Here is a 17435-nt window from a genome sequence, read left to right as displayed (position 1 = left end):
GTATTTAAGGAGTTGTTAAATATGGCCCATTATCACTTTGTCGGCATTAAGGGCTCAGGTATGAGTTCACTAGCTCAAATTATGCATGATTTAGGCCATGAAGTGCAGGGATCTGATATAGATCAATATGTATTTACAGAAGAAGCTTTGAAGAATAAAGGTATTAAGATCTTACCTTTTAATAGAAATAACGTGGAAGAAGACATGGTTGTCATTCAAGGGAACGCTTTCTCAAATGACCATGAAGAAGTAGTGCAAGCACAGAAATTAGGATTGGAAATAATTCGTTATCATGATTTCTTAGCTTACGTAATAAATCAATATATATCAGTTGCAGTCACTGGTGCTCACGGTAAAACTTCCACTACTGGACTCTTATCACACGTTATGAATGGAGATAAAAAAACCTCTTTCCTCATTGGTGATGGAACAGGATTAGGCATACCTTCAAGTGAGTACTTCGCATTTGAAGCTTGTGAATACAGAAGACACTTTCTGAGTTATCATCCTGATTATGCTATTATGACAAACATAGATTTTGATCACCCAGATTACTTTAAAGATATCGATGATGTCTGTGATGCTTTCCAAGCGATGGCGAATAATGTTAAGAAAGCGATCATAGCTTGGGGTGGAGATAGATATTTACGCGAGTTAACAGCAAATGTACCAATTTATTATTATGGCTTAACTGAAGATAATGATATTTATGCTAATAATATTACTTATAGCGACAAAGGTACTCAATTTGACGTCTATATTAAAGGTGAATATTACGACACCTTCCTATCTCCTCAATATGGTGATCATAATATTCTCAACGCCTTAGCGGTCATTGCGATATGTTACTTTGAGTCTCTCAACGTAGATAATATTAAAGAGGCTTTAGAGACGTTTGGTGGTGTTAAAAGACGCTTCAACGAAATTACGTTAAATAGTCAAGTTCTCGTGGATGATTATGCACATCATCCTCGAGAAATAAATGCGACGATTGAATCAGCTAGAAAAAAATATCCGAATAAGAAAGTAATTTCTGTTTTTCAACCCCATACATTTTCAAGAACGCAAGCTTTTCTAGAAGAGTTTGCTGAAAGTCTTAGTCAATCAGATCACGTTTATTTATGCGATATATTCGGATCTATAAGAGAAAATACTGGTGATCTATCTATTCAAGATCTTCTCAATCGAATTGACGGAGCAGACTTGATTAGTGAAGAAACGGTGGCACAGTTAGAAGACTATCCATCAGCTGTAATATTGTTTATGGGTGCAGGAGATATTCAGAAAGTCTTGCGCGCTTATACAACACATGAAGGAAAAGTAGCAGAATTATAATTTTTTAAGCATGTTTATGTTAAAATAAGTAGGGTATTAAAAATAAATAACAACATACGTAATTTAGGAGGCGTTTTTAATGGAATGGATTCTACCTATAGCTGGAATAATTGCGGCCATAGCTTTCTTAATCCTATGTATTGGAATTGTTGTCGTATTGGTTTCAGTTAAGAAAAACTTAGACCACGTAGCTAAGACACTTGATGGTGTTGAAGGTCAAGTTCAAGGTATTACTCGTGAATCAACAGATTTATTACACAAAGTTAATCGCTTAACTGAAGATATTCAAGGTAAGGTTGAGCGCTTAAATTCAGTTGTTGATGCTGTTAAAGGTATCGGTGACTCTGTTCAAACATTAAATGGTTCAGTAGATCGTGTAACTAACTCTATTACGCATAACATTTCTCAAAATGAAGATAAGATTTCACAAGTTGTTCAATGGTCAAATGTAGCGATGGAAATTGCTGACAAATGGCAAAATAGAAGACAACGCAGAGAAAGTGCAAACTACAAGAATAACAGTGTAGCAAATGATGGTAATACAAGTTACACTACACACGTAGAAAAAAAATAATTTATACTTAACACAATAGTGCACTTAAATGAGGTATTAAACTTTGTTTAAGTGCATTTGTTATAGGAGGCGTAATCATGCACTATTACAATCGTGATGAATTTGAAAGAGGTAAAGAGAACTATACTCAAGCGAACCATGTTAGTCGTTACCAACCAAGACACTTTGTCTTTGGTTTTGTCTTTGGAACAGTAATTGGTTCTGCCATAGGATTATTCGCTAATCATAAGAAAAAATTAAATGAACAAGTGCCATCATCTGAAACTAAGTTTGATAGTGATCTATCACATACTACAAGAGAAGAGCAAGCAATCGCAGAAGAACGTGTGGAAAAAATTCGTGGAGAAGTTAACAATGTGGTAGATGAAAAGGTTACACCTTCACAGCAAGAATTAAATGCACAACAAGCAGCTATACAACAAGAAGTATCAAATCATTCGCTAGCAGATACGTCACCTGTCGGTCAAGAGAACGATAAAGTAAGCGAGACAACATCTTCATCAGGGTTACAACATATTGATGATACTAAAGCAGCGAAACAAGAGGAGATTGAAGCTCAACAACAAGCTATTCAAGAAGAAGTGGACCAATCTCCATCTAACCAAGAAGGACAAGCTAATGGAACGAGGGCGCAACGCTTAGCATCTGCAGCTCGAACGAAGTCTCAACAACTTAGCGATGATAGTGATGTGAGAGCACGTACTCAACAATTATTAGCCAGTGAACCGATATCATCTGCTGGTGCTGATTTCGTTGTACCACGCTTAGATGGAAGATCATCAAGTACGGTCAATGCTCTTAGTCTTGCGCAAGCTGCTCGAGATAAAATGAATCTAATAGCGAAAAACGCCACAGTTAGAGGCAACACTGAAAAGTTATTGAATGCTAAAGAAATTTCTAAAACTAAGCTAAGAGAAGTTCCAGTCTTGGTTAAAGAAAGTAAAATTAAAAAAGAAGAACGAGCTTCTTTAAACAAAACTAAGCAAGAAGCACAACAAAGTGTAGTTGATAGTCAAGTTGAACAAAAGACAGCAAAGAATAAAGCTAGTTCTAAATCTTCAAAGTCTAATGATAAAGTAGCTAGTACAAATACTTCTAAGACACATAGATCAAGTAGTAGAACTGATAATGAAAGCAAGCCGAAAAACGCAGAGAAAATAGCACCGCAAACTCACGAGAGAGCGCAGTTTAAAGAGGGGCATATCATCCACAATGGTTCTGGTCGTAAAAAGAACAGCAAGCAAGATAAACTTCAAAGTAATACAGAGCATACCACTATTAAAAAGGATGATAGTCCTGCAACAAGTAGTAAAAAGGCTTCAAAAAGTAAAACTCAAAAGCCAATTAAAAGCGAAAAAGCTAAGAGCAAAATAGATAAACGCACTTTCGGTGATAAGTAACGAGTTGAGTGATCATCGCGACTAGATGGGGCTAGAACTTTAATATCTCAGTAACCAAAACTTCGAGAGAGGTAGGGACTAAAGCATTTAGAATTTGAACAGAAACGGACGATAGGAGCGGGGCAGAAATCTAATTTGAATAAAAAGATTTCGTAGTCCCGCCTCGGCAAGGATGACTAGAATTGAAAAAAGCTTGATACAAGCGCGTTTTCAAATCAGTCATCTACTGCCGAGATGTTGAAGGGAGCGGGACAGAAATCTAATTTGAATAAAAAGATTTCGTCGTCCCGCCCCGGCAAGGATGACTAGAATTGAAAAAAGCTTGATACAAGCGCGTTTTCAAATCAGTCATCTACTGCCGAGATGTTGAAGGGAGCGGGACAGAAATCTAATTTGAATAAAAAGATTTCGTCGTCCCGCCCCGGCAAGGATGACTAGAATTGAAAAAGCTTGATACAAGCGCATTTTCAAATCAGTCATCTACTGCCGAGATGTTGAAGAGGCTGGGATTTATGTCCCAGCCTCAAATTTTGTCGAGTCGTGCGTATTTCTGTTAGAAATCCTGCTTTTGGGGCGCCGTTTATCAGTTCCTCAGAGCACAGAAACTTTAGTTCTTAACCTCGACCTCGAAGTTTTTCCTTATACATAAAAGTAGAATAGAAACGAATATTATTATTTGTTTTTAATTAGGTTGTTGAAAAAACTTTGTGGGTTGTGTATGATTAAATACATCAATTTAATTTTTGACGGAAAAGTGCGAATTGTCAAACTAATAATATAGCGTAATCTTGAAATGAGCTAGTAGAATTGTTACAATAACTATCAATCATTATTTTATCGCTTTAAAGCAAGACAATAATAGAATGACTAAGAGGTGTCCCATATGGCTGATGAACTAGAACAACACAGAGAAGAAATAATTAAATTAAATGAACAAATTCTTGAACTGTTAACGAGAAGAGGGGAAGTAGCCAAAAAAATTGGTGAAGTCAAACGCAAACAAGGGATTATTGTATATGATCCTAAACGAGAAAAAGAAATGTTAAATACATTGATCGATCAAAATAAAGGTCCTTTTTCAGATAGTGTAATCAAACAGTTATTTAAAGAAATATTTAAAGCTTCAACTGATTTACAAAAAGGAGATCATGAAAAGCATTTATATGTTTCACGTAAACTAAAGCCTGAAGATACAGTTGTGAAATTTAACAACGGTGGTGCGATAGGTGACGGCAAGAAATCGTTTATCTTCGGGCCATGTTCTGTTGAATCCCAAGAACAAGTCGATAAAGTAGCAGAAAATTTAGCTTCTAAGGGTGAAAAGTTCATAAGAGGTGGTGCATTTAAGCCGCGTACTTCACCTTATGATTTCCAAGGTTTAGGAGAAGAAGGTTTAAAAATTTTAAAGAAAACTAAAGACAAATATGATTTAAATATCGTCAGTGAAATCGTTAATCCTGCTGATTTCGAAATGGCTGATAAGTACGTCGATGTATTCCAAATTGGAGCGCGTAACATGCACAACTTTGAACTTTTAAAAGAAGCTGGACGTACACGCAAACCCATCTTATTAAAGAGAGGGTTATCAGCTACTATAGAAGAATTTATTAAAGCAGCTGAGTACATTGCATCAGAGGGCAATAATAATATCATTTTATGTGAACGCGGTATTCGCACGTACGAAAATGCTACGCGAAATACATTAGATATTTCTGCAGTACCTATTCTAAAGCAAGGTACGCATTTACCAGTTATGGTTGATGTTACTCACAGTACAGGTCGTAAAGATATTATGTTACCAACAGCTAAAGCAGCTTTAGCTGTCGGAGCGGACGGAGTAATGGCTGAAGTGCATCCTGATCCGTCAGTAGCTTTGAGTGACAGCGGACAGCAAATGGATTTAGAAGAGTTTGATGAGTTTTATAATTCATTAAGCCCTTTAAGTAAAAAATATAATACCAACGAATTATAACAGTTAAAGTTTAACTATATAATCTTAAAAATTTGCTTAACATGGGATTAAAAGGGAGCGGGACAGAAATCATTTTATTCAAATTAGATTTCTGTCCCGCTCCCTCATCCCTTTTTTTCTTATTTATTTGGATTTTACTGGCGTTAAGGTGATATCTTTCTACTTTTTTAAGTAATCAAATGAAAAAGTATAAGAAATTGAGCTGATTATTATATAACAATAGTTTAAAACTACTATTAATTTGTTATATTTTATTTATAAACTGTGTTTGACATCATTGTGACAAAGAAGACATTTATATTTTTCAATCAATGTTTTTATGATAAACTATGAAAAAGTTATGAAAACAAAGCAGAATCAAGTTAAAGCCGTATACAAGGAGGTCGCTTATGACTGTTACAATTTATGATGTTGCGAGAGAAGCTCGTGTATCAATGGCTACTGTTTCAAGAGTAGTGAATGGTAACCAAAACGTGAAACCTGAAACGAGGGATAAAGTTAATGACGTTATAAAAAGGTTAAATTATAGACCTAATGCAGTCGCTCGTGGATTAGCAAGCAAGAGAACTACTACAGTAGGGGTAATCATTCCAGATATTTCTAATATCTATTACTCTCAATTAGCTCGTGGCTTAGAAGACATTGCTACGATGTATCAATATCATTCTATCATTTCTAATTCTGATAATGATCCCTATAAAGAAAAAGAAATTTTCAATAACTTGTTAAGTAAGCAAGTAGATGGAATTATCTTTTTAGGTGGAACTATCTCAGAAGAAATGAAGGAAAATATTAGTAACTCCTCGGTGCCTGTAGTCGTGTCTGGAACGAATGGTAAGGATGATAATATAGCTTCAGTAAATATTGATTTCAGAGCTGCAGCTAAAGAGGTTACTGATCATCTAATACAGAGTGGTGCAAAGAATTTTGCTTTTGTAGGTGGATATTATTCTAAAAAAGCTCAAGAAGAAGTCCTAAAAGGGTTGAAAGAAGTTTTAAATGATAATCATTTATCGCTAGCAGAGGAGAATATTTATCATGGAAATGAAACATACAAAGACGGGGTTAAGGCATTCAAAGAATTAGATTTCTCTAAAATCGATGCTCTATTATCTATCAGCGATGAACAAGCTATCGGAATTGTGCATAGTGCGCAAGATCAACAAATTAATGTGCCAGAAGATTTACAGGTAATCAGCTTTAATAATACGCGCTTAGTTGAAATGGTAAGACCGCAATTGTCTAGTGTCATTCAGCCTTTATACGATATCGGAGCTGTAGGAATGAGATTGCTGACTAAGTATATGAAGGATGAAGAAATTGAAGATGAGAATATGATCTTACCTCATCGTATCGAGTATCGTGGTACAACTCAATAATTCATTCTTAGATTGATAACTGAGTAATGAGCCATAGCGTCTCATAGGGATAAATAATTTCTTTCCACGTGGGCAAGAACAGAATGCTTAGGAGCTAACTGCCTGCTCAATTTCTAGAACAGTAGAATGCTTTAGGGTGGTGTGCCCTTGCTATTCTCACTTCCTTAGTCCTGGCTTGTTAATCAGAAATGTAAAGCAGATTATAAATAATAATTTAAAAAGTGTATAGGTATAAAAATAAATGAAAGCGTTATTGTAAATAATCGACAAGCCCCATCAAGTCGGTTAAGATAAACTTGTAAAGGTTTTAAGGTAGCAATGATTTATCAAGTTTATTGTAGTTTAGGATTATTTAAAGAAGGGGCGGATTAAGTTGGCACACTTATCGGACTTAGAAATTGCAAATCAATCAAAACTAAAACCTATTAATGACATAGCGCGAACAGCAGGTATTCCAGAAAGTGCACTAGAACCTTATGGTCACTACAAAGCTAAAATTGATATCAATCAAGTTAAGGATAATGGAGATAAAGGTAAAGTAGTATTAGTGACAGCAATGAGCCCAACTCCAGCTGGAGAAGGTAAATCCACTGTGACTGTTGGTTTATCGGACGCTTTACATGCTTTGAAGAAGAACGTAATGGTAGCTTTGCGTGAACCTGCGCTAGGACCGACATTTGGTATTAAAGGTGGAGCAACTGGTGGCGGTTTTGCTCAAGTATTACCAATGGAAGATATCAACCTTCATTTCAATGGAGACTTTCATGCTATAACTACTGCGAATAACGCTTTATCAGCCTTTATAGATAATCACATCCATCAAGGTAATACATTAGGTATTGATCAACGACGAATCGAATGGAAACGTGTACTTGATATGAATGATAGAGCTTTACGAAACGTGGTAGTAGGATTAGGTGGCCCTACCCAAGGTATACCACGTGAAGATGGTTTCAATATAACAGTAGCTTCAGAAATTATGGCTATCTTGTGTTTGGCTACTAGCCTCAAAGATTTAAAAGAAAAGATTTCACGTATAACGATTGGCTATACGCGCGAACGTAAACCAGTAACCGTTGCAGATTTAGAGGTGCAAGGCGCTTTAGCTATGATTTTGAAAGATGCGATTAAACCTAATCTGGTTCAAACTATTGAAGGTACACCTGCGCTAGTACATGGTGGCCCGTTTGCAAATATTGCTCATGGTTGTAATTCAGTACTTGCTACAGAAACTGCACGTAAATTGGCTGACATTGTAGTTACCGAAGCGGGATTTGGTTCAGATCTAGGCGCTGAAAAATTTATAAATATTAAAGCTCGTGAAGCAGGATTTGAACCTTCTGCGGTCGTAGTAGTAGCTACAATTCGTGCATTAAAGATGCATGGTGGCGTATCTAAAGAAGAGCTAAAAGAAGAAAATGTCGAGGCGTTAAAGAAAGGTATTGTAAACTTAGAACGACATGTAGATAATGTGCGTAAATATGGTTTAGAGCCAGTGATAGCACTTAACGCATTTGTTCATGATACTGAAGCTGAAACAGAATTTGTTAAGCAATGGGCCAAAGATAATGGCGTGCGTTTAGCTCTAACTGAAGTGTGGGAAAAAGGTGGAGAAGGTGGCATCGATCTTGCTAATCAAGTATTAGAAATTATCGATGAACCACAAAGTTTTAACCATCTTTATGATTTAGAGTTGCCTATTGAAGACAAAATAGAAAAAATCGTCACTGAAATTTACGGTGGTAAAAAAGTGACATTCAGTAGTAAGGCTCAAAAGCAACTCCAACGCTTCAAGGAAAATGGATGGGATAATTACCCAGTTTGCATGGCCAAAACTCAATATTCTTTCTCAGATGACGCCTCTCTATTAGGAGCACCTGAAGATTTTGAAATTACTGTACGTGAACTTGAGGCTAAAACAGGAGCAGGATTTATAGTAGCTTTAACTGGTGCCGTAATGACGATGCCTGGTCTTCCTAAGAAACCGGCTGCTTTAAACATGGATGTTACCGATGATGGACAGGCGATCGGATTATTCTAATTTGAAGAAACGAGAGTTTAATATTCAAATTTGAATACTCTAAGCATGTATACTTTGCGAGTAGGACGACACACATTAAGAACCTATTAACTTGTCGTTCTACTCTTTATTATCACTCGTCGCGTCGTTTTAATTTCATTACTAGTGAAGTGCTCATGATGAACAACTTTTAAAGAAGGATAAGAGTTAAAAGATTCTGTTATATATTTAATGCGGTTGAAGCTTTATCAATGAGTGGACCTTCCTCATTGAGTACTGTTGGCACATCAAACGGGAAATTGACTTTTTAACTATAGTTACTTATAATAAAAATCAATTCAAAATAGTACTGGATTAGAGGAGAAGTAGTTAAGGTAGATTGATTCAGAAAGTTAGTGGGTGCTGTGAACTAACCATATACTTTGACGAATACACCTTACTTTGTAGTTAGCTACAATAATCCAACGTTTGATAATGAACGTATCGTTATTAAAGAGAGCTCTTTTGAGCTAAGTTTGGTGGTACCGTGCAGCTATGCGCCCTTACGTCAAGTAGGGGTTTTTTTATGTGACAAGAATTGTTAGAGGAGGAAGTAAATAATGTCAAATACACTAATTGAAGAGTTAACCTGGAGAGGTCTTATATATCAACAAACAGATGAAGAAAAAATTGAAGAAATTCTTAATAAAGAACAGGTCACGCTGTATTGTGGAGCTGATCCTACAGCTGATAGTTTACATATTGGTCATCTCTTGCCGTTTATGACATTGCGTCGCTTTCAGGAACATGGGCACCGTCCGATAGTGCTTATCGGTGGGGGCACAGGGATGATAGGTGATCCTTCAGGTAAGTCAGAGGAGAGAACGCTACAATCTGAAGAACAAATCGAAAAGAATGTTCAAGGAATAAGTAAACAAATGCATCAACTCTTTGAATTTGGGACAGACCAGGGAGCTGTGTTAGTCAATAACAAAGACTGGTTAAGTGAAATATCACTCATTCGTTTCTTAAGAGATTATGGGAAGCATGTTGGCGTTAACTATATGTTAGGAAAAGACTCTATTCAAACACGATTAGAAAATGGTATTTCATTTACTGAATTTACTTATACCATTTTACAAGCTATTGATTTTGGCCATCTTAATAAGGAATTAAATTGTAAAATTCAAGTAGGTGGATCCGATCAATGGGGAAACATCACTAGTGGTATAGAGCTTATGAGACGTATGTATGGTCAAACTGAAGCATATGGTCTCACTATACCGTTAGTAGTGAAGGCAGATGGCAAAAAGTTTGGTAAGACCGAGAGCGGTTCAGTATGGTTAGATCCAGAGAAAACAAGCCCGTATGAGTTCTATCAATTTTGGATTAACACGACAGATGATGATGTTATTAAATTCTTGAAGTTCTTTACATTTTTAAGCAGAGAAGAAATAATTGAACTTGAACAATCAGTGAAAGAAGCTCCTCACTTAAGGGAAGCTCAAAAAGCGCTGGCTGAAAATGTCACACGTTTCATTCATGGTCAAGAAGCTTTAGATGATGCAAAACGTATTTCACAAGCTTTATTCAGTGGTGACTTGACAACATTATCTGCTGATGAATTAAGAGCTGGATTTAAAGACGTGCCGCATGTGTCATTGTCTCATACGACTACTAATCTCGTGGAAGCGATCGTAGAAACAGGTATTTCTTCATCTAAAAGACAAGCGCGAGAGGACATTAATAATGGCGCGATTTATTTGAATGGCGAACGCAAGCAAGATTTGAAATATGAACTTGGCGAGGAAGACAAAATAGACGGCGAATTTACGATTATAAGACGCGGTAAAAAGAAATACTTCATGGTAACTTATAACTAAAATGACACAAAAAGAAGCTGGAACATATACGTCTTTGACTAGAGAGAAAGAGGCTGGGACATATATCCCAGCCTCTTTAACATATCGGCAGTAGATGGCTGATTTGAAAACGCGCTTGTATCAAGCTTTTTTCAATTCTAGCCATCCTTGCCGGGGCGGGACTACGAAATCTTTTTTTATTCAAATTAGATTTCTGTCCCGCTCCCTCTTCAACATCTCGGCAGTAGATGGCTGATTTGAAAACGCGCTTGTATCAAGCTTTTTTCAATTCTAGCCATCCTTGCCGGGGCGGGACTACGAAATCTTTTTTTATTCAAATTAGATTTCTGTCCCGCTCCCAATAGATCATTTAAATTAAGGCTTTTTAGAAAGACCGGAATGAATAGCTCAATAGCTGAAAAACTTCGAGGGTTTCGTCACAATTTACGAAAGACCTCGAAGTTTTTACTTTATTGATACCTCGAGTAGCATAACGCGCTACACATTTCTTGATATTTAATTTCATAGACGCTTGAGCTTAAAACTCAAGTATATTCTAAAGTGCTATTTACTGGTATCATCACACTTTAGATAGCGTTTGTGAGTGTGCTCTACTAGTGACTTAACGGAGTAGCACTGGTATCCGTCGTTATCATCTTAGTGTCATTATTCAAAAGGGTTTAGGTCCTCAGTAAATGACTTTTTATGATTTTGAGATTTTTGCTCTTTAAGTTTGACTGAAACTGTCTTAGTCTCGCCATCCCGTTCTACTGTCAACTTAACACTTTCACCAGGTTTTTTATGTTCATATAGGTAAGAACGTATGTCGGTATCTTTTTCAACTTTCTTACCATCTATTTGAGTTATAATATCGCCTTCTTTGATACCATTCGCGTTATCAACTTTTGCTACGTAAACTCCTTTATCTTTATCAACATGTAAATGATCTTTGTAATCTTCAGGGATTTCTTCTAAATTGATTAACCCGAGACCGATAGAAGGACGAATGATTTTACCCTTTTCAACGAGTTGCTTGATTGTTTGCTCTACTTCTTTGCTAGGTATTGCAAATCCTATACCTTCAACTTGCTCATTCGCAATCTTCATTGAGTTAAGACCGACAAGGTTACCATTTAAATCTACCAATGCGCCACCTGAGTTACCAGGATTAATCGCAGCATCGGTTTGTATAACATTCACTTTATGAGACCCATTCGCAGTATTAGCATCAATCGTTCTTTCATTAGCTGAAATAATTCCAGAAGTCACTGAATTAGCGAATTCAAGGCCAAGTGGATTGCCCATAGCAAAGACACTATCACCTGTTTTTACTTTAGTTGAATCAGCAAATTGTATAGCTTTAATGCCGCTCGTACTATTTATTTTCAACACAGCTAGGTCAGTAGTGGCATCTTTTCCTACAAGTTCAGCATCCACTTGTTTAGAATTATGTAACTGAACCTTAATTTTATTAGCGCCGTCGATGACATGGTTGTTAGTAACTATATACGCATTGTTCTTGTTCTTTTGGTATATAACTCCCGAGCCGACGCCTGCTTCTTGCGATTTAGATTTTCTTCCTTTTAAGAAGTCTTCTAAACTGTTAACTTTTTGCATATTTACCACGCCAACTATAGCAGGGGAAACATCGTGAATCATTTGATTTACAGAATTGTACTTGTCGCTTTTGCCATCAAGAGTGTTACCACCACTGTTCGAATGAGATTGGTTCACTTTTGCTCCATCCTTTTCAGGAAGCGTGTGATCTATGAATTTAGCAATACCAAATACTATTAGAGCACCAATAATTCCAGCTATTAGAGCTACAATAATAGTTTTAAACCACGGAAATTTAGGTCGATATCTCCTAGCATGAGGGGAGGAGACAGAGTAATTAGTGTTTTCTTTATAATTATTTTCAGACATGTTGAACCTCCATTAACTTTCTTACTTATTATTATGAGAGTTTTAATACATTTTTTCTAGTAAATTACTATTAAATAAGTGAAATCTTATTGTATTGAGAGTCCCAAAGCGAAATGGTAGAATTAATTATTATATTAAAGAAATTGAAGTAGGTGAAGACATGTATAATTTTTGTCGGAGAATCTTAAGCTTTATACTTATTAAAGTATGTAAAAGTTTAGAAGTTCATGGGAAGGAAAATATACCTCAACTTTACCGTTACGTAGTAACTTGTACCCATGAAAGTTATAATGAAGTGATCATGCTAGGTTTAGCTATTAGTCCAAACCAAATACACTATATGGCAAAAAAGGAATTGTTTACTAATAAGCTGATCGGTTCCTTTTTAAAATCATTAAATGCGTTTCCGGTAGATCGCGAAAATCCTGGACCGAGCACGCTTAAACAACCTATTAAATTATTGAAGCAAAATAAAACCGTAGGCTTGTTTCCAGCAGGCCATAGAACGAAGAAAAATGAAGATGCGCCACTTAAAAGAGGAGCGGCCACTATTGCTATGATGTCTAAAACGCCGATAGTGCCCGCTGCATATGTTGGTCCTAAAGACCTTAAAGGTTTATTCTTGGGTACTGCTCATATTAAGTTTGGTGAACCGATCGATACAAAATCGCTTCCGAACTCCATGAAACGTAATGAGAAGTTAAATTATCTTACTCAAGAATTAGAAAAACGTACTAAAGCTTTACACGAAGAACTCGTTCAGGCGTACGGTCAAGATTAAACTCAAAGAGATTAAAATTGCAAGCTCTCAAATAATGTTGTCATAATGTTATTTAAGAGCTTTTTTTAAGCATGATTATTTGACTTATTATTAGACTTTAACAAGTAGATTACAGACAGTGAATAGTTACAGTGGTATGCTTTACTCAAAGAGATAAGTTTATCGTTAAGCACAGTTTAATAACCATTCAATTCTATCTCAATAAACAGAAAAGAGGAGAAAAAAATGTATAGCTTTTTACAACGTTTAGGAAGATCGCTTATGCTTCCTATCGCAGTACTACCTGCTGCAGCAATAATTACAGGTATAGGTAACGCGCTCAATGCCATGCATATATTGCCTAATGTTGCCCAATTTTTTACTATCGCTGGTACTACTGTACTTGATCAATTAGGTATCTTATTTGCTATTGGTGTAGCATTAGGAATGGCAAAAAAGAATGATGGATCTGTTGCCTTAGCAGCTACGATAGGTTTCTTTTTAACAACTCGAGTCCTAAGTCCTTCTAAGTTAGCTGTACTCTGCAATATTAATAAACAAGATGTCGATACCGCTTTTAATCAAATGGATAACTCTAATGTATTTATCGGATTAATTATAGGATTAATTGCAGCAGCTACGTATAATCGTTTTAGTCATACAGAATTACCTATGGCGCTCTCTTTCTTTAGTGGTAAACGCTTAGTACCGATCATTACGGCTTTCTTTTCTTTAATACTTATTGGAATAATGTTTCTAGTTTGGCCCTATTTCTATGGAGCAATCGTAGCATTTGCTAAGTGGATGATTGGATTTGGACCAGTTGGTGCATTCCTGTATGGCTTCTTTAACCGTTTACTCATTCCAACAGGCTTACACCATGCACTTAATTCAGTATTCTGGTTTAACTTAGTAGGTATAGACGACATACACAAATTTCAAAGTGGTGACGGCGCGATCAAGGGAATCACAGGACGATATCAGGCTGGTTTCTTTCCAATAATGATGTTTGGTATTCCAGCTGCAGCTCTAGCCATGTATCACACCGCTGAATCTAAGCAGAAAAAACGTGTGTATGGACTTATCTTAGCAGGAGCAGTTTCTGCATTTGTTACGGGTGTTACTGAGCCTATAGAATTTGCATTTATGTTCGTAGCTCCAATCCTATTTGTCGTTCATGCATTACTTACAGGTCTCTCTCTATTTATTGCAGCATTATTTCATTGGACATCTGGATTTGCGTTTAGTGCAGGTTTAATAGATTATCTCCTATCATTAGTCAATCCAGTCGCTAATCATCCATTAATGCTATTGGTCCAAGGTTTAGTGTTTTTCATAATTTATTATGTGCTCTTCAGATTGATGATTAAGTTATTTAATTTAAACACACCTGGAAGAGGAGATAACTTACTCAAAGACCCAGCAGTTGATAAGTCATCCTCCACTGCTGGGGACACGTCTACTACTAATCAGTATTCAAAGATAGCTTCCGACATATTAGAGGGGTTAGGTGGTAAACAAAATATTAAGAGTTTAACGCATTGTGCTACACGCCTACGTATGGAGTTAAACGATACTAGCATAGTAAATGAAGAGAAAATTAAAGATTCAGGAGCTATAGGTATAAATAAAAATGGGAAGCATAATATTCAAGTAGTAATAGGGCCTCAAGTCCAGCATATTGCTGATGAGATGGAAGACAGATTAAATGAATAAGAGGATGAGATATAAAATTTTAGTGCTCTGCGAAACCGAGTAACGTCGTCTCAAAAGCAGGATTTTCGACAGACACGCTCACGATTCGGGAGCGGGGCTACCAAATCTTTTTATTTAAATTAGATTTCTGTCCCGCTCCCTAAAAAAGTTTAATCAAAATGTTAGTTATCAAATTTGAGTTTAGGAATAATTTTAATATCGACATTGCCACGAAGTGAGTTAGATACCATGCAATTCGAGTCAGCTAAAGCAATAAGACGATTTAATTTACGCTCAATGGATTGCTGATAAACTGGTGGTAAAGTAATTTCTGGATAATGAATGATTTGATTCATCCGAAATTTACCATTTTTAAACTCTGCTTCACCAATGGTAGTTAATCTAATGTTCACATCTCGATAATGAGTACGTTCAAGAACTGCTGCTAAAGAAATAATGTAGCAAGAAGAGGCTGCTGATATTAATAATTCATCTGGGTTAGTGCCTACACCCATGCCTTCGAGTTGTTTAGGTATAGATATCTCTTCCTTAATAATATCGCCTGTAACAGTACCGATCTGGTTTCGACCGCCATTCCAATTAGTACTTACTTTAAATTGATGAGAAACCATGTGGGCTGACCCTCCAATTGTCTTATTATTAACCTTTAAAATTGAATGAAAATTAGAAAGGTGGTGTGCGAATGGGTAAGACTTTCTTATTACCATCATATGCTATTATAGCTCATAGAGGAAATTCTTACTATTATCCAGAAAATACAATGTTAAGTATCAAGAATGCTGTAAAAAGCTCAGTGTCAATGATAGAAATTGATATTCACATGACTAAAGATCACGAGCTAGTAGTTGTACACGATGAAAAGATTGATAGAACGAGTAACGGAAAAGGTCGTGTGAGAGACTATACATTAAGAGAATTGAAAACGTTTGATTTTGGTACCTGGAAAGGTGCTCACTTCAGTAATCAACATATTATGACGCTTAAAGAGGTGTTTAATTATCTAGCTAATGAAAATATTTGTCTACTTATCGAACTCAAATGTCCTCACAAGTATCCAAATATAGTAAGCATCTTACTAGATGAAATAGGGCACTCTAGCTTTCCTAAAAATCAAGTTATTATTCAATCATTTTCTGTCAAAAGCTTAATTCAGATCGCTCAGTTTGACACTCAAATATCGTTAGGGTTATTAGTTAAGAGAAGAAACTTTTGGTTACAAAATTTGAAGCTTAAGCGTTATAGAAAGATAGTAGACTTTATCAATCCACATTATAAAAGCGTGAATAGCAGATGGATAGCGAAGATACATAAACTAGGGTTTAAGACCTTCCCATACACGGTAAATACCTTTCAAACTGGTTTGAAAATGTTTAACTACGGAGTCGATGGTATTATCTCCGATCGGCCGGAATTAATGATTGATATTAAAGATAATATAATTGAGGCTGGGACATAATGGTCTTTGACTAGAGAGAAAGAGGCTGGGACATAAATCCCAGCCTCTTCAACATGTTGGCAGTAGATGACTGATTTGAAAATGCGCTTGTATCAAGCTTTTTTCAATTCTAGTCATCCTTGCCGGGGCGGGACTACGAAATCTTCTTATTCAAGTTAGATTTCTGTCCCGCTCCCAATATAATTGGCAGTAAAAATCCCGAGTAACCACTTGTGTGGGTTGCTCGGGATAATAATAGGAGAAATATTATCTTGAGTAGTACTCAACGATAAGTTGTTCATTGATTTCAGCTGGTAATTCACTGCGTTCAGGGACACGCACAAATTTACCAGTTAAATTATCAGCGTCAAATTCTAAGTATTCAGGTACAAAGTTACTAATTTCTACTGATTCGTTAATCACTGTTAGTTTTTGAGATTTCTCACGTACAGCAATTTCTTGACCTGGTTTTAATGTATAAGATGGGATGTTTACACGACCACCATCTACTTCAATATGACCATGGCTTACTAATTGACGTGCTTGACGACGAGTACGTGCTAAACCTAATGAGTAGACAACAGCATCTAAACGAGATGCTAATAATTGCATGAAGTTTTCACCGTGAACACCATGTTTTTTACCTGCTAATTCAAATGTGTTACGGAACTGTCTTTCAGTCATGCCGTATAAATAACGTAACTTTTGTTTTTCACGTAATTGTTGTCCATACTCAGAAATCTTTTTACGTTGATTAGGACCATGTTGTCCTGGAGCGTAAGGACGCTTTTCTAATTCTTTACCAGTACCGCTTAAAGAAATTCCTAAGCGACGAGATTTTTTCCAACTTGAACCTCTGAATCGAGCCATAAATTGACTCCTCCTTTTCTTTTTTGTTGTTATGAATAACAAAAAAGAGTGTTGTATGCTTGAATCGATATATTGTTTTATGTGTCCTCGCCTCATAGCTACGGTTACACGGCACGTCCACTTTGGGAACAACATAGAGCGATTCAATATACAACTGCTATTTTCGTTAATTCACACAAACTTCATTGTACCATGAAACGATATCCT

Annotated in this window: 13 protein-coding genes; 10 read left to right on the top strand and 3 right to left on the bottom strand. The window is 36.2% G+C overall.

Annotated elements, in window-relative coordinates; all coding sequences use genetic code 11:
- Positions 1-21 precede the first annotated feature (21 nt).
- From murC to tyrS, 7 genes are all read left to right on the top strand, one after another.
- Complete coding sequence (gene murC, locus N9R04_RS05540; RefSeq protein ID WP_262855623.1) at positions 22-1335, top strand: UDP-N-acetylmuramate--L-alanine ligase; 1314 nt, start codon at positions 22-24, stop codon at positions 1333-1335.
- A 79-nt stretch (positions 1336-1414) separates the two neighbouring features.
- Complete coding sequence (locus N9R04_RS05535) at positions 1415-1909, top strand: DUF948 domain-containing protein (protein ID WP_262855616.1); 495 nt, start codon at positions 1415-1417, stop codon at positions 1907-1909.
- A 77-nt stretch (positions 1910-1986) separates the two neighbouring features.
- The gene (locus tag N9R04_RS05530; RefSeq protein WP_262855608.1) at positions 1987-3309 is read left to right on the top strand and encodes a hypothetical protein; all 1323 of its coding nucleotides are present in this window, start codon (positions 1987-1989) and stop codon (positions 3307-3309) included.
- Positions 3310-4192: 883 nt separating this feature from the next.
- Complete coding sequence (locus tag N9R04_RS05525) at positions 4193-5281, top strand: bifunctional 3-deoxy-7-phosphoheptulonate synthase/chorismate mutase (RefSeq protein WP_262855602.1); 1089 nt, start codon at positions 4193-4195, stop codon at positions 5279-5281.
- 389 nt (positions 5282-5670) lie between these two features.
- Complete coding sequence (gene ccpA, locus N9R04_RS05520; RefSeq protein ID WP_262855598.1) at positions 5671-6660, top strand: catabolite control protein A; 990 nt, start codon at positions 5671-5673, stop codon at positions 6658-6660.
- A 373-nt stretch (positions 6661-7033) separates the two neighbouring features.
- On the top strand, positions 7034-8701 hold the full coding sequence (locus N9R04_RS05515; RefSeq protein WP_262855590.1) for a formate--tetrahydrofolate ligase: 1668 nt from the start codon (positions 7034-7036) through the stop codon (positions 8699-8701).
- Positions 8702-9279: 578 nt separating this feature from the next.
- Positions 9280-10542 carry a tyrosine--tRNA ligase gene (tyrS, locus tag N9R04_RS05510; protein ID WP_262855588.1) on the top strand — a complete coding sequence of 421 codons (1263 nt, stop codon included), beginning with the start codon at positions 9280-9282 and terminating at the stop codon, positions 10540-10542.
- Between the two features lie 645 nt (positions 10543-11187).
- On the opposite strand, the gene N9R04_RS05505 is transcribed toward tyrS, so the two are convergent.
- The gene (locus N9R04_RS05505) at positions 11188-12447 is read right to left on the bottom strand and encodes a S1C family serine protease (protein WP_262855585.1); all 1260 of its coding nucleotides are present in this window, start codon (positions 12445-12447) and stop codon (positions 11188-11190) included.
- Positions 12448-12607: 160 nt separating this feature from the next.
- On the opposite strand from N9R04_RS05505, the gene N9R04_RS05500 reads away from it, so the two are divergent.
- Both N9R04_RS05500 and nagE read left to right on the top strand, forming a co-directional pair.
- Positions 12608-13228 carry a lysophospholipid acyltransferase family protein gene (locus N9R04_RS05500; protein WP_262855663.1) on the top strand — a complete coding sequence of 207 codons (621 nt, stop codon included), beginning with the start codon at positions 12608-12610 and terminating at the stop codon, positions 13226-13228.
- A gap of 225 nt (positions 13229-13453) precedes the next feature.
- Positions 13454-14923, top strand: coding sequence for an N-acetylglucosamine-specific PTS transporter subunit IIBC (gene nagE, locus N9R04_RS05495; RefSeq protein ID WP_262855582.1), 1470 nt, complete (start codon positions 13454-13456; stop codon positions 14921-14923).
- Between the two features lie 161 nt (positions 14924-15084).
- Here the strand turns inward: nagE and N9R04_RS05490 are convergent, their stop codons facing one another.
- On the bottom strand, positions 15085-15534 hold the full coding sequence (locus N9R04_RS05490) for an SACOL1771 family peroxiredoxin (protein ID WP_262855581.1): 450 nt from the start codon (positions 15532-15534) through the stop codon (positions 15085-15087).
- A 71-nt stretch (positions 15535-15605) separates the two neighbouring features.
- Between N9R04_RS05490 and N9R04_RS05485 the strand changes: the two genes are divergently transcribed.
- A complete protein-coding gene (locus tag N9R04_RS05485) occupies positions 15606-16379 on the top strand; it encodes a glycerophosphodiester phosphodiesterase (protein ID WP_262855579.1) in 774 nt (257 codons plus the stop codon).
- A 246-nt stretch (positions 16380-16625) separates the two neighbouring features.
- On the opposite strand, the gene rpsD is transcribed toward N9R04_RS05485, so the two are convergent.
- Complete coding sequence (rpsD, locus tag N9R04_RS05480; RefSeq protein ID WP_262855577.1) at positions 16626-17228, bottom strand: 30S ribosomal protein S4; 603 nt, start codon at positions 17226-17228, stop codon at positions 16626-16628.
- Positions 17229-17435 lie beyond the last annotated feature (207 nt).

This window comes from Staphylococcus marylandisciuri (assembly GCF_025519785.1).
GTDB lineage: Bacteria > Bacillota > Bacilli > Staphylococcales > Staphylococcaceae > Staphylococcus > Staphylococcus marylandisciuri.
Note: the sequence above shows the minus strand (reverse complement) of the source record. Positions and strands in the feature narration are given on the sequence as shown.

Bases quoted from the DNA above. Each gene is read 5' to 3' on its own strand.
- murC (WP_262855623.1), top strand. From the start codon at position 22: ATGGCCCATTATCACTTTGTCGGCATTAAGGGCTCAGGTATGAGTTCA.
- N9R04_RS05535 (WP_262855616.1), top strand. From the start codon at position 1,415: ATGGAATGGATTCTACCTATAGCTGGAATAATTGCGGCCATAGCTTTC.
- N9R04_RS05530 (WP_262855608.1), top strand. From the start codon at position 1,987: ATGCACTATTACAATCGTGATGAATTTGAAAGAGGTAAAGAGAACTAT.
- N9R04_RS05525 (WP_262855602.1), top strand. From the start codon at position 4,193: ATGGCTGATGAACTAGAACAACACAGAGAAGAAATAATTAAATTAAAT.
- ccpA (WP_262855598.1), top strand. From the start codon at position 5,671: ATGACTGTTACAATTTATGATGTTGCGAGAGAAGCTCGTGTATCAATG.
- tyrS (WP_262855588.1), top strand. From the start codon at position 9,280: ATGTCAAATACACTAATTGAAGAGTTAACCTGGAGAGGTCTTATATAT.
- N9R04_RS05505 (WP_262855585.1), bottom strand. From the start codon at position 12,447: ATGTCTGAAAATAATTATAAAGAAAACACTAATTACTCTGTCTCCTCC.
- N9R04_RS05500 (WP_262855663.1), top strand. From the start codon at position 12,608: ATGTATAATTTTTGTCGGAGAATCTTAAGCTTTATACTTATTAAAGTA.
- nagE (WP_262855582.1), top strand. From the start codon at position 13,454: ATGTATAGCTTTTTACAACGTTTAGGAAGATCGCTTATGCTTCCTATC.
- N9R04_RS05490 (WP_262855581.1), bottom strand. From the start codon at position 15,534: ATGGTTTCTCATCAATTTAAAGTAAGTACTAATTGGAATGGCGGTCGA.
- N9R04_RS05485 (WP_262855579.1), top strand. From the start codon at position 15,606: ATGGGTAAGACTTTCTTATTACCATCATATGCTATTATAGCTCATAGA.
- rpsD (WP_262855577.1), bottom strand. From the start codon at position 17,228: ATGGCTCGATTCAGAGGTTCAAGTTGGAAAAAATCTCGTCGCTTAGGA.